Genomic DNA, 12,517 nt, shown 5'->3' with positions numbered 1-12,517 from the left:
CTTGACCGGATTAATTCCGGTCAAGCTCAAATGGCGCCGGCCAAGTATCAATAAACTTTGTTTTTTGAATAAAGATAAACCCCGAAAACGGCGGGAAGCTGCGATTTTTAGACTGTTTTTCAATAGCTTTATTGCTTTTAGATATTCAGAACCGGTTTCATCAGCCTTGAAACTTTCAAAAATTTTTGCTGCTAACTGCTTCTCCTTTCAAGTGCTTGAAATTCAAGCTTTCCTGATGTGCAAATCTTCGTCTCGACCTCTGATAAAATGGCAAGATTTTCTTATGCAACCTGTTAAGACCACAAGAATTCACTATGAAAAATAGTTGATTGCTATCGTGTTTCTTGACAGAGGTTGAAAATACGCTAAAACCAATGCAATCAAGGAGTTTAAAAATGGGCTTTTACGGGTTCCATATCAATCGGTTTCCGAGCTGCCATCGCGGCTTTGATGACTGCTGCGCATCCTTGACAATTATTGGCCACAAAAAAACGACAAAGAAAATTATCTGACGTCCCTTGGCCAACCTGCTCTCTCCCGGGTGCGGCCCGGGGGGTAAGCCTGACGGCCGCCGGGCTTCTTCACAAAACACGGAGAGAGACAGGAGTTCTGATTAAATGGGTTTTAAGGTTGCTGTTGTAGGTGCTACGGGAAATGTTGGGCGAGAAATGCTCAACATCCTTGAAGAGCGTGGTTTTCCGGCTGATGAAGTTGTACCACTCGCCTCGCATCGTTCATTGGGAACAGAAGTTTCTTTCGGTGACAAAACATTGAAGGCCAAAGTTCTTGATAATTACGATTTTTCTGACACCGATATTTGCCTGATGTCTGCCGGTGGCGATGTTTCCAAACAATGGGCACCAAAGATCGGCGCTGCGGGTGCTGTCGTTATCGATAATTCTTCTGCCTGGCGTTATGATATTGATGTTCCGCTCATTGTTCCGGAAGTCAATCCGGATGCAATCGAAGGTTTTAAAACACATAATATTATCGCCAATCCGAACTGCTCGACAGCCCAGCTTCTGGTTGCTCTAAAACCTCTGCATGATGCTGCAACCATTAAGCGTGTTGTGGTTTCAACCTATCAATCTGTTTCCGGTGCCGGCAAGGCAGGAATGGACGAGCTCTTCGAGCAATCGCGCGCGGTTTTTGTGGCAGACCCTATTACAGTACGTAAATTTACCAAGCGTATTGCTTTCAACGTTATTCCCCATATCGACGTATTTATGGAAGACGGCTACACCAAAGAAGAATGGAAAATGGTTGCCGAAACCAAAAAAATGCTTGATCCAAAAATCAAGCTTACTGCTACTGCTGTTCGTGTTCCGGTTTTCATCGGTCATGGCGAGGCAGTCAATGTCGAGTTTGAAAAGCCCATCAGTGCCGATGAAGCCCGTGAAATTCTGCGCAATGCTCCAGGTTGTCAGGTTGTCGACAAGCATGAGGACGGCGGCTATATGACACCTTATGAATCAGCCGGAGAAGACGACACATTTGTCAGCCGCATCCGCGAGGATATCACTGTTGAAAACGGCCTGTCTTTCTGGGTTGTTGCCGATAATTTGCGCAAAGGTGCAGCGCTTAATGCGGTGCAGATTGCCGAACTTCTGATCGCCCGTAATCTGATTACACCTAAAAAAGCCCAAGCATAAAAACTTAGTCAAAGCATATTTTGACTTTACGAGCTTCAACGCCGTTTTGAAAAGATAAAAATACCCCTGACGGGATTTTCTCGCAGGGGTATTTTTTAATCTCGAAACTATCATTCGTTAATGACGGCAGCTTTATTCCAATCTTGAACAAAAAACGGGAATAAACCGCATCATGAATCAATGCTGGTGCACAATTCCTATAAAGCCAATGAAACACTTTCCGATAAGTGCTTCCGATATTTATGGGAGAGTTTTATTCTCTATAGTTGCTCTCCATCACAGCTAAGTTCAAAACCCGCAACGGGGTTGATAATGGAAACTCTTTCTTTGCAAGTTTTTTTAGAAGAAAATATGCTTTTCCAGCCTTAAAAAAACGCGGCAGTTTTAATTAAGCTTATTTTCGCCGCGCCTTTCCGAACATCCCCTACCTTTCCGGCATTCCCTCATTTTTGTAGGCTTTTCCCCATTTTGTCGGCCTTCCCGCTTTTCTGTCGGTCCTCAAGCGAAATAAAGATTTCAATTCCGAAAACTTTTATTTTCCCGCGCGATTTTTTAAAACCGGAATTTTTAAAATAACAACGTGGCTGTCTGGCAAGAAAACATATGCAAAACAAAACAGGGATAAGTTACAGAAAAGTTTGATCAGGCTTTAGCGACGGGGCTAACGCCGTAAATTCTTCCCCCATAAAAGTCTTTGAATTTTCTCTAAAACACTCTGACCATTTTCAGTATTGAATGATAGATTTCGAACAAAAAGGCAAACGGAGAAAATTCCAGCGACTCATGAAGATTGACGAAGTTGGAGAGATAATTGCAGAGAAACTGCGTTTTTCGAGAGTCAATAGCACCTGAAAGATAATTTAAAACCGTTTTAAATAACAAAAATGCTGCAAATCGGCCTTTTTTACCAAAAGATAGTTTTTTATCTTTGCAACATTCATGATTGTATATAAAACTAAATCAAGAAAACCATGCAGAAATACCGGTCAATCTTCCGGTAATATGTGGAGGCAAAAATGATACGCGCTGTTGCACAGGTTATATTAGATTGTGCCGGTTATATCACCGCACTTTTTATTCCTGAAGACGCAACGAATTTTGACTTCATCCGCATGGGCGTCGCACTAATGATGCTGATTTTCTTTTCGATTTTGTGTTGGCTGCTTCCTCAACTTTTTCACAACGGCAAGCACTCTCACTGATACACAAAAAAATATTTTCCTTTATTTGATTATTTATAAAAAAATCATCCTGCCACATGACTAATGTCTATTGAAAATGTTGCTTGGTTTTTATACCACTTCCGGTAAAACTGATCGGCATATTGGTTAGAAAATCTTGGGCCCTGTTAGAACCGGCATTCAGAATTTTTAAAACCAATGAATGAACGGAAATTTTTCAGCCTATGTTTTGAGATGAAACATCCTGAAAAGAATATGAAGGGTTTCAATAATGTTTCTTGATAAAATCAAAAGACGTACAGTTCTCGGGCTTGCTTTTTCTTTTGCCACTTTTGCAAGTGTTTCAGCTTTGGCACCGGTTCTCGCTTATGCCGAAGATAAAACCAGCATCAAGCTTGGAACGATGGAAGGTGAAGAATCGGAAGTTTGGAAGGTTGCTGTTCAGGAAGCCAAAAAACAAGGCCTCAACATTGACCTTGTTTTTTTCTCCGATTACGCCTTGCCGAATGAAGCCGTCAATGCCGGTGATATTGACGCAAATTCATTTCAACATAAACCCTACCTCGACGCGCAAATCGAACAGCGCGGTTACAAACTTTCCGTCGTGGGCTATACAGTGCTTTTCCCGATGGGCGTCTATTCCCACAAAATCAAAGACTTGAAAGAGCTTCGTGACGGTGCTGTCGTCGGCGTTCCCAACGACCCGTCAAATGGTGGCCGCGCGCTCCGTCTATTAAATGATATGGGATTGATCAAACTCAAAGACCCGAACAATGTTCTTGCTTCCAAGCTTGATATTGTCGAAAACCCTAAAAAACTTGAAATTCGCGAGCTTGATGCCGGTATGCTCGGTCGTGCCATTGATGATTTCGACATTGCCGTTGTCAATACCAACTGGGCTTTGACCACTGGCCTCAAACCCGATAAAGATGCGATTGCTTGGGAAAAGTCCGAAAATAATCCCTATAACAATATTATTGTCGTACGCACCGCCGATAAAGACGAACCATGGGTGAAAAAACTCGTTGCTGCCTATAATTCGGAACCGGTTCGCGCAAAAATCAAGGAAGTGTTTGGCGTAACTGCCCAGCCATTATGGTAAATTCGAAAATGGGTTCAGCATCCGAACCAATCATATCACTTAAAAATATCAGCCGTCGTTTTTCCCAAACGGCGGCCGTTGACCATTTGTCACTTGATATTGAAAAAGGCGAAATTCTTGGAATTATCGGGCGCAGCGGCGCCGGTAAATCCACGCTTATTCGCTGTCTCAATGGTCTTGAATGCATTGATGAAGGACAAATCTTCTTTGAAGGCCATGACGTTTCGCATTTAAGCGAAAGCGAATGGGCGCCCTATCGTCAACGCATCAGCATGATTTTCCAGCATTTCAACCTGTTGTCATCGAAACGTGTGATCGACAATGTTGCATTGCCATTAAAGCTTGCTGGTGTGCCGAAAGAAAAACGCCGTGAACGGGCTATGGAACTTATCGAGCTTGTGAGCCTCAAAGGGAAAGAACAACATTTTCCGGCCGAGCTCTCCGGCGGGCAAAAACAGCGCGTCGGCATTGCGAGAGCCTTGGCTGCAAATCCGAAAGTGCTCTTATCCGATGAGGCAACTTCGGCACTTGATCCGGAAACAACCCAATCCATCCTTGAATTGATTGCCGATATCAATAAAAGGCTCAATCTCACAGTGGTTCTGATTACGCATGAAATGGAAGTCGTAAGTTCCATTGCCAACCGCGTTGTCGTGCTGAACAAGGGTAAAATTGTTGAAGAGGGGTTGGTAAGAGATATTTTTGCTTCTCCCCAAGATGATACCACTATTGCGATGCTGCGCATTGTGACACCACAATTACCGGCCGAATTTGCCAAAAGGTTGAAGCCGGAAGGCGATGAAGCTGTTATCGAGCTCAATATTGCCGGTGACGTAGCAAGAGAACCGTTCCTGCATTTGATAGAATATGAAAGCGGATTGATCCCGCGCATTCTTCATGGCGGCATTGATACGATTCAGGGAGAACCGGTCGGCCGTTTCTTTCTAGGCCTTCCGGCGAAAGACAAAGACAAACTTGACAAGGCGGTTTCCTGGCTTATCAAGCATGGCCGCTATTGCGAGGTTCTCGGTTATGTATGATGTACTTTCAAAAGAATTGCCGAAAGCGATTATAGACACCATCATCATGACGGTGAGTTCTTCGCTGATGGCGCTCATTCTGGGTTTGCCGATCGGGCTCATCCTTTATATGACGGCAAAGGGAAGCCTGTTTCCCAAGGAAAATCTTAACCGGTTATTAAGCTTCCTTGTCAACTGTGTGCGCGCCATTCCGTTTATCATTTTCGCTTTTTACCTTCTTCCCGTGACGCGCATTGTCGTCGGCACCGGTGTCGGCATCAAATCTGTTATCTTTGTGCTGATATTATCGGCAACACCACTTTATGCGCGTTTGGCAGAACTGTCATTTCGTGGGGTTGACAAGGGACTTGTCGAAGCTATCCGCTCAATGGGCGCTTCACGCATGCAAATTGTTACCAATGTCATTGTACCGGAATCATTTTCAAGCCTCGTGACCGGCTTTACTGTGATGGTTATTTCAATTATCAGTGCAACGTCGCTTGCCGGTTTTCTGGGGGGTGGCGGTCTTGGTGACATGGCGATCCGCTATGGCTATCAACGCTATAATCCGGAGATTATGAACATTGTTATCGGTGTTCTGATTATCATGAATCTGGTTGTGCAATCCTGCGGTGACCGGTTGGCCCGCAAGCTTGACCGCTCGAAACGTTAGCCATTTCACCTAAAGGGGGAAACAATGATGAAAGATAACAAAAGCCCGTTGACAAATTTCGTGTCTGTGGCTCCGATTGCCACTTTAATTGCCGCTTCCATGCTGCTTTCCGGCTGTGGTGGACGCGACGCCCATCCGGTCGCTTTAACCAATCCGAACGACAGTGTCATGGATTGTGCAGGTATTTCACGAGAATTCCACGCCAATGAACGCCAGATTAAAGCAGTCATCCATGAGCGCACAAATGCACAAGGAAAGAATGTTGCATTGGGGGCAGCCGGTATTTTCTTCTTTCCTGCATGGTTTTTCATGGATCCGAAATCGCCGGAAAGAGTAGAAATCGATGCATTGCGCAATCGTAATGGCGTATTGCAGGACATTGCACGCACCAAACATTGTGCTCCCATGCAATCGGAATTGACGGAAGCCTATAAACAGCTTGACAGTCAAAAAGCGGCTAAGCCCCAAAAGAAATAAACGAAAAACGAATCGATTATAATAAAAGGCCGGTTAAACCGGCTTTTTGTTTTTATTGCGCTCATATTTATTCATGATTGCCCATAATGGCTTGCTATCGGAATGCAACAAAACGGGCAAAAGAACAAACACTGGCTTTATAAATAGAAATTCACTCTTTCCTGAAACGATGTCCAGTTTCATTATAGCTTAAAAACTTTCGCGGGCGCGAACAAGCGCCGGAGACACGCTTAAGCGCGCGCCTATCCGCGTTTCCGGTTTTTCTCGCACTTATCCCGATTGGCGCTTGCAACTCTTTAACATGAACGTTTTGATTAACGGAGACCTTCACAAGCCCTGATAAACAAGACAAATGCCGTTCGGCATAAAAACCGGAAGTCACTCTTTCCCTGTGATGATTGAGTGCAAGGCTTTGTCCGATCATAAAAAGCCTTGCCCGATAATGTTTCATTGCTGTTTTTAAAACAGGCAATTTTTGTCTTTTAAAACACAATCATTCTTCGTTCGGCAAATCAGACGCTGTTATTCTATCTTCAACAAAGCGCGCATGTTAAAAAATCCGGTTTTCCCCTCGAAGTTTAATAGTCGTGGCGGTATTTTTTAATGGCGTTTGCGCAATGCTTCAGCAAGAGCCGAACCGAAACTGCCCTCTTGAGAGGCTAACTTTTTATTTTTCATCTGTTGCGAGTGATTACGTTGCGAATTTTCCGAAGAAGCGGCTTTTCCATGACTATCCGGATCATCAGCATGTTTTTTCATGCTTAGCGAGATGCGTTTGCGTGCGCTATCGACATCAAGCACTGTCACAGAAACAATATCTCCGGCTTTCACAACTTTATGCGGATCACTCACATAAGTGTCGGCAAGTTGCGAAATATGGACAAGCCCGTCCTGATGCACGCCTATATCGACAAATGCTCCAAAATTGGCAACATTGGTCACGGTTCCTTCAAGTTTCATGCCCGGTTTGAGGTCCGAAATTTCGTCAACACCTTCGGCAAAAGTTGCTGTTTTGAATTCCGGTCGCGGATCACGACCGGGTTTTTCCAATTCGCTCAAAATATCTTTAACAGTCGGCAAACCGAATCGCTCGTCAATAAATGTTTTCGGGTCGAGTTTTTTCAATGCAGCACTATCGCCCATCAATGAACGCAAGTCACGGCCACATGCAGCAACAATTTTTCGTGCAACGCTATAGGCTTCCGGATGTACTGCCGAAGCATCAAGCGGTTCATCGCCATTCCGGATACGTAAGAAACCAGCACATTGCTCGAATGTTTTTGCACCGAGGCGTGGTACCGACTTCAACCCGTTACGATTTTTGAATGGGCCATTTTCATCACGATAAGCAACAATTGCATCGGCCAATGATGCCCCCACCCCCGAAACACGGGCAAGCAGAGATGGCGAAGCGGTGTTGAGGTCAACCCCCACGGCATTCACCGCATCTTCGACAACACCGTCCAACGCTCTCATCAACTCGAACTGGTCGACATCATGCTGATATTGCCCAACACCGATAGATTTCGGTTCGATTTTAACCAATTCGGCAAGCGGGTCCTGCAAACGCCGTGCAATCGACACTGCCCCGCGCAGTGATACATCAAGTTCGGGAAATTCGTTGGCTGCAAGTTCGGACGCCGAATAGACAGAAGCACCGGCTTCCGAAACAATGACTTTTGTCGGACGGGGTGCAGTCATATGTTTCAACAAATCGCCAACAAGTTTTTCTGTTTCGCGGCTTGCTGTGCCGTTACCGATAGCGATGAGATCAACCTGATGTTTTTTAATGAGAGCTGCAAGCACTGCCTCTGCACCGCGAACATCATTTTTGGGCGGGAACGGATAGATAGTTGCGGTTTCCTTGAGTTTTCCGGTTTTATCGACCACTGCAACCTTGACACCAGTGCGAATACCCGGATCAAGTCCCATTGTTGCCCTTTCACCCGCCGGTGCAGCCAATAAAAGTGCTTTCAGGTTACGGGCAAAGACTGAAATTGCTTCTTCATCGGCGCGCTCATGCAAATCGCGCATCAAATCAAGCGAAAGATGTAAAGATAACTTTACGCGCCATGCCCATAAGGCGACACTCACAAGAAAAATATCTCCGGGAAGCTGATCGCCGATTTGATAGGCCTGTTTGATAAGCTTTATGACCGGTTTTTCGCCATTTGGAATATCTTCGTCGACTTCAATATCGACATTCAGAACTTCTTCATTACGCCCTCGAAACATTGCCAATGCGCGATGACTTGGCACAGTTGACCATTTTTCTCTATGGTCGAAATAATCGGAAAATTTCGCACCTTCCTCTTCTTTACCGGCAATAACCTTGGCATGGATAAAGGCATGTGATTGCATATAGTGGCGTAAATTTCCGATGAGTTCGGCATTTTCCGCCATGGTTTCCGCAATAATATCGCGAACACCATCAAGAGCAGCTTTGACATCGGCAATTTTGTCATTGATATAATCTTTGGCAAGAAGTTCCGGCTCTTCGTTTCGATTTTTCAAAATTTCCTCGGCAAGCGGCAATAATCCGTTTTCTTTGGCAATTTCGGCACGGGTGCGCCGCTTCGGCTTGAACGGCAGATAAAGGTCTTCCAATTCAGCCTTCGAGCTTGCTTTTCTTAAAGATTCTTCCAGTTCCGGACTAAGCTTGTTCTGTTCGCGAATAGCTTGAATAATCGCTTCACGGCGTGCTTCCATTTCACGAAGATAAATGAGCCGTTCCGACAACAGGCGCAATTGGCCATCATCAAGGCCACCGGTTACTTCCTTGCGATAGCGGGCAATGAAGGGAATGGTTGCCCCCTCGTCAATGAGGCCGATAGCGGCAGCAACCTGAGATTGACTTGCCTTGATATCACCAGCAATTGTTTGGCAGATTGATTGCGCAATTGTAGTCATTCTATTTACCAGATTCTTTCAATTTCAAGAAGAGATTACGGATTGCAAACCGGAACGCAACCATAATCCTTCCCCTCATAAAAATTAATCAAGCCCTTTTTAATCGGGCCGGTTCACCTTATGTTTAAATTTGCAGCCAATATGAAAGGGGCTTTTCATGACATCACTTTTTGACCCGATCAAGGCAGGAGACCTTGTTCTAAAAAACCGCATTGCCATGGCGCCGTTGACTCGCGCTCGTTCGCCCAATGCAACACCCAATGATTTGAACGTTGTCTATTATCGCCAACGTTCGTCCGCCGGCCTTATTGTCTCGGAGGGTACGGCTATTTCACAACAGGGACAAGGCAATATCGACGTTCCGGGCCTTTACGAGAAAGCCCAGCTTGCCGGCTGGAAAAAAGTAACCGATGCCGTTCATGAAGAAGGCGGCAAAATTGTTGCCCAGCTTTGGCACACGGGACGTATTTCCCACAGTTCACTCCAACCTTCAGGAAAACCGCCTGTTGCCCCTTCTGCCCTTCAGGCAAAAGCCCGAACCTATATTAAAGACAAGAATGGTCAGGGTGAATTTGTACAAACATCGACACCACGTGCATTGGACGCATCAGAAATTCCCGGTATTATTGATGATTATCGCAAAGCGGCACGCAATGCTGTCGATATTGCCGGTTTTGACGGCGTGGAAATTCACTCGGCCAATGGCTATTTGCTCGACCAGTTCTTGCGCTCCGAATCGAACCACCGCACCGATGAATTCGGCGGGTCGATTGAAAACCGTTGCCGTTTTCCGCTCCTTGTTGCGGAAGCCGTTGCAAAAGAAATCGGTGGTGGCAGAACAGGTATCCGCATTTCTCCGGTCACGCCCGCCAATGATGCCCATGATCCGGATCCGCAGCCGCTTTTTGATTTTTATGTCGATGCTTTGGCAGCCTATGAGCTTGCTTTCATTCACTTGATAGAAGGCGCCACAGGAGGCGACCGCAATTATACGGAAGCCGATTATGCATTCGACTATAAGCGTTTGAAACACGTCTATCGCGATGCCGGTGGCAATGGTGCGTGGATGGTCAATAATGGCTATACTGCCGAAATGGCTGAAAAAGCTGTCGGGTCCGGCTATGCCGATATTGTGTCTTTCGGCCGTCCGTTTATTGCCAATCCCGATCTTGTCCGTCGTATCAAGGAGCATGCTCCATGGAACGAGGTGGACCAGGCAACGCTCTATGGCGGCAATGAAAAAGGCTATACCGATTACCCGACTTTGGGGTGACAGGTTTTAGCTTTCCAATAAAAAACCACCTGCGTAAAGCAGGTGGTTTTATTTTATTTAAAAAAATTCCGTTTCCGCTCTCAGGCAGAAATATCGATAATGCCTGCTTCACCACTTTCCGAGCCGAATGCCAGCCGATAGCCTTTATCATCCCAGGCCATGGTTGAAATGGCACCTTTTCCTGGACGGCGCAAAAGCACTTCTTTCGCATCGGCAAAGCGGATGAACAAAATCATGCCGTCATTGAAACCGGCAGCAACAATGTCTTCTTCCGGATGGCAGCACACACATGTGACCATGGCATCAGCACGAGTGCCGAGTTCAAGGGGGGCTTTTCCCATCGGGCCATCTTTAGCCTGAAACGGCCAGACAATGGCAGCCGGAGCGCCGGACGTGGCAAGCCACTTACCTTTGGCACTCCATGACCAACTTTTGACCTTTGCCGGATAGCCGCTCATGCGCAAATGCTGGTCATCACTCAACCGCCAGCCATGCAAGGCATTTTCCTGCATCGACGAAATGACATAGCGGCCATCGGGCGAAAATGTAACAGCAAAATGTGCGCCTTTCCATGTAAGGTCGGTAGGCTTGGTGTCAGCACCAAGCCAATGCAATGTCACGCCATTATATCGTGCCACCGCAAATCTTAGGCCTTTTGGTGCAAAAGCAAGATCTTCAACGCTGCGCTCGTGATCAAACTCCTGAAGCCCCTTGCCTCCATCGGCCCCCTTGCCGCCATCGGCCCATGCCGTGCGTGAAAAAGCAAAGGCGTAAGAATTGTCGGGACCGGCTGCAACCGAAGTGATCCACTTTTTTTCGTGATGGGCAAGTTCGCTGCATTGAAGATCACTCTTCGTGCGGCAAATCCGGCCGTCTTCACCGCCGGTAATAACAGATTTCTTGTCTCTCGATAAAGCAACAGAGGCAATCCCTTCATGCGCCTCGACTACCTTTTGCTTGTCGCCAAGCAGGGTGATTTCACCACTTGCCGTCACAAAGACCGGCTGGTCATCTAAAAACCCCGCCAACAGGCAATAGCTGTCGAGGTCACAATGTGCAATTGTCGGCATAGAATCCTCTCAAAAATCAGGCACAATTTTCGAAGCCGGCTTTGAGCTTTTCGGCATCAAGTTTGCGGCCGATAAAGACCAGACGGCTTTCATGCTTTTCGCCTTCTTTCCACGGTCTCTGGCTGTCGCCTTCCAAAATCATATGGACACCTTGTACGACATAACGGTCCTTATCACCTTTGAAAGCGATAATGCCTTTCAGTCTTAAAATATCCGGCCCTTGAGTCTGGGTGATTTGCTGGATCCAAGGGAAAAACTTGCCCGGATCAAGCTCGCCCGCCCGTAAGGAAACGGATTTCACTGTTACATCGTGAAGCGCTGCCCCATGGACATGCTCCTCCCCGTCATGGTGGTGATGTTCGTGGTCGTGGTCATGATGATGGTGGTGATGATCATGATCGTGATCGCATTCTGGCCCACAAACATGTTCTTCCTCTTCTTCGTCATGATCAAGAAAATGAGGGTCATTTTCTAGAGCACGGCTCAAATCGAACGCACCGCGATCAAGCACTTCGTTCAAATCGACATTGGAACGTTGAGTGCGAAAGATAAAAGCAGAAGGATTGATTGCACGTATTGTTGCTTCGACATCGGCAAGTTCCTGCGGGCTGACAAGATCGGTCTTGTTCAAAAGGACCACGTCGGCAAAAGCAATCTGGTCTTCTGCTTCTCTGCTATCTTTCAACTCCAACGGCAAATGTTTTGCGTCAACCAGCGCGACAACAGCATCAAGTTGCGATTTTGCCCTGACATCATCATCCATAAAAAATGTCTGTGCAACAGGAACCGGATCGGCAAGACCGGTTGTTTCGATAATGATACCGTCAAACCGACCCGGACGACGCATCAAACCATCAACAACACGGACCAGGTCGCCGCGCACTGTGCAGCAGATACAACCATTATTCATCTCGTAAATTTCTTCGTCGGATTCGACAATCAGATCATTGTCAATACCGATCTCGCCGAATTCATTAACAATGACAGCATAATGCTTGCCATGATTTTCTGTCAAAATCCGGTTAAGAAGCGTGGTTTTACCAGCCCCCAGATAACCGGTCAGAACAGTTACCGGAATTTTACGGGGTGTTTTTTCAGTCTCGCTCATAGCATGACCTTTCAAATGACGGGAATTTTTACTGTTGTCGATATAGGCTTTC

Annotated in this window: 10 protein-coding genes; 7 read left to right on the top strand and 3 right to left on the bottom strand. The window is 46.2% G+C overall.

Annotation, left to right across the window (positions count from 1 at the left end; translation table 11 throughout):
* Positions 1-617: 617 nt before the first annotated feature.
* From H3V14_RS10550 to H3V14_RS10525, 6 genes are all read left to right on the top strand, one after another.
* Positions 618-1,652 carry an aspartate-semialdehyde dehydrogenase gene (locus H3V14_RS10550; protein ID WP_198228520.1) on the top strand — a complete coding sequence of 345 codons (1,035 nt, stop codon included), beginning with the start codon at positions 618-620 and terminating at the stop codon, positions 1,650-1,652.
* A 1,016-nt stretch (positions 1,653-2,668) separates the two neighbouring features.
* Complete coding sequence (locus H3V14_RS10545; protein ID WP_198223209.1) at positions 2,669-2,854, top strand: hypothetical protein; 186 nt, start codon at positions 2,669-2,671, stop codon at positions 2,852-2,854.
* A 250-nt stretch (positions 2,855-3,104) separates the two neighbouring features.
* The gene (locus H3V14_RS10540) at positions 3,105-3,935 is read left to right on the top strand and encodes a MetQ/NlpA family ABC transporter substrate-binding protein (RefSeq protein WP_075869193.1); all 831 of its coding nucleotides are present in this window, start codon (positions 3,105-3,107) and stop codon (positions 3,933-3,935) included.
* Complete coding sequence (locus H3V14_RS10535) at positions 3,929-4,975, top strand: methionine ABC transporter ATP-binding protein (RefSeq protein ID WP_371809468.1); 1,047 nt, start codon at positions 3,929-3,931, stop codon at positions 4,973-4,975. Before H3V14_RS10540 ends, H3V14_RS10535 begins: the two co-directional genes overlap by 7 nt.
* On the top strand, positions 4,968-5,627 hold the full coding sequence (locus H3V14_RS10530; RefSeq protein ID WP_198223207.1) for a methionine ABC transporter permease: 660 nt from the start codon (positions 4,968-4,970) through the stop codon (positions 5,625-5,627). Before H3V14_RS10535 ends, H3V14_RS10530 begins: the two co-directional genes overlap by 8 nt.
* Positions 5,628-5,651: 24 nt before the next feature.
* Positions 5,652-6,104, top strand: coding sequence for a hypothetical protein (locus H3V14_RS10525; RefSeq protein ID WP_198228510.1), 453 nt, complete (start codon positions 5,652-5,654; stop codon positions 6,102-6,104).
* Between the two features lie 600 nt (positions 6,105-6,704).
* Here the strand turns inward: H3V14_RS10525 and H3V14_RS10520 are convergent.
* Positions 6,705-9,014, bottom strand: a complete 2,310-nt coding sequence (locus H3V14_RS10520) for a Tex family protein (protein WP_198228508.1) — start codon at positions 9,012-9,014, stop codon at positions 6,705-6,707.
* Between the two features lie 157 nt (positions 9,015-9,171).
* Here H3V14_RS10520 and H3V14_RS10515 point away from each other — a divergent pair, with 157 nt between their 5' ends.
* Positions 9,172-10,287, top strand: a complete 1,116-nt coding sequence (locus H3V14_RS10515; protein ID WP_198228506.1) for an alkene reductase — start codon at positions 9,172-9,174, stop codon at positions 10,285-10,287.
* Between the two features lie 80 nt (positions 10,288-10,367).
* Here H3V14_RS10515 and H3V14_RS10510 read toward each other — a convergent pair whose 3' ends face one another.
* The gene (locus H3V14_RS10510; protein ID WP_198214618.1) at positions 10,368-11,357 is read right to left on the bottom strand and encodes a WD40 repeat domain-containing protein; all 990 of its coding nucleotides are present in this window, start codon (positions 11,355-11,357) and stop codon (positions 10,368-10,370) included.
* Between the two features lie 16 nt (positions 11,358-11,373).
* Positions 11,374-12,465: a GTP-binding protein gene (locus H3V14_RS10505; RefSeq protein WP_198228504.1), complete on the bottom strand. Its 1,092-nt coding sequence runs from the start codon at positions 12,463-12,465 to the stop codon at positions 11,374-11,376.
* Between the last annotated feature and the right edge of the window lie 52 nt (positions 12,466-12,517).

Origin of the sequence: Bartonella sp. W8151, assembly GCF_016100385.1 — a bacterium.
In the GTDB taxonomy this organism is placed as follows: domain Bacteria; phylum Pseudomonadota; class Alphaproteobacteria; order Rhizobiales; family Rhizobiaceae; genus Bartonella; species Bartonella apis.
The sequence above is the reverse complement of the archived record's forward strand: the minus strand, read 5'-3'. Positions and strand labels throughout refer to the sequence as shown.

Coding starts and splice junctions, on each gene's coding strand:
- H3V14_RS10550 (WP_198228520.1), top strand. CDS start 618: ATGGGTTTTAAGGTTGCTGTTGTAGGTGCTACGGGAAATGTTGGGCGA.
- H3V14_RS10545 (WP_198223209.1), top strand. CDS start 2,669: ATGATACGCGCTGTTGCACAGGTTATATTAGATTGTGCCGGTTATATC.
- H3V14_RS10540 (WP_075869193.1), top strand. CDS start 3,105: ATGTTTCTTGATAAAATCAAAAGACGTACAGTTCTCGGGCTTGCTTTT.
- H3V14_RS10535 (WP_371809468.1), top strand. CDS start 3,929: ATGGTAAATTCGAAAATGGGTTCAGCATCCGAACCAATCATATCACTT.
- H3V14_RS10530 (WP_198223207.1), top strand. CDS start 4,968: ATGTATGATGTACTTTCAAAAGAATTGCCGAAAGCGATTATAGACACC.
- H3V14_RS10525 (WP_198228510.1), top strand. CDS start 5,652: ATGATGAAAGATAACAAAAGCCCGTTGACAAATTTCGTGTCTGTGGCT.
- H3V14_RS10520 (WP_198228508.1), bottom strand. CDS start 9,014: ATGACTACAATTGCGCAATCAATCTGCCAAACAATTGCTGGTGATATC.
- H3V14_RS10515 (WP_198228506.1), top strand. CDS start 9,172: ATGACATCACTTTTTGACCCGATCAAGGCAGGAGACCTTGTTCTAAAA.
- H3V14_RS10510 (WP_198214618.1), bottom strand. CDS start 11,357: ATGCCGACAATTGCACATTGTGACCTCGACAGCTATTGCCTGTTGGCG.
- H3V14_RS10505 (WP_198228504.1), bottom strand. CDS start 12,465: ATGAGCGAGACTGAAAAAACACCCCGTAAAATTCCGGTAACTGTTCTG.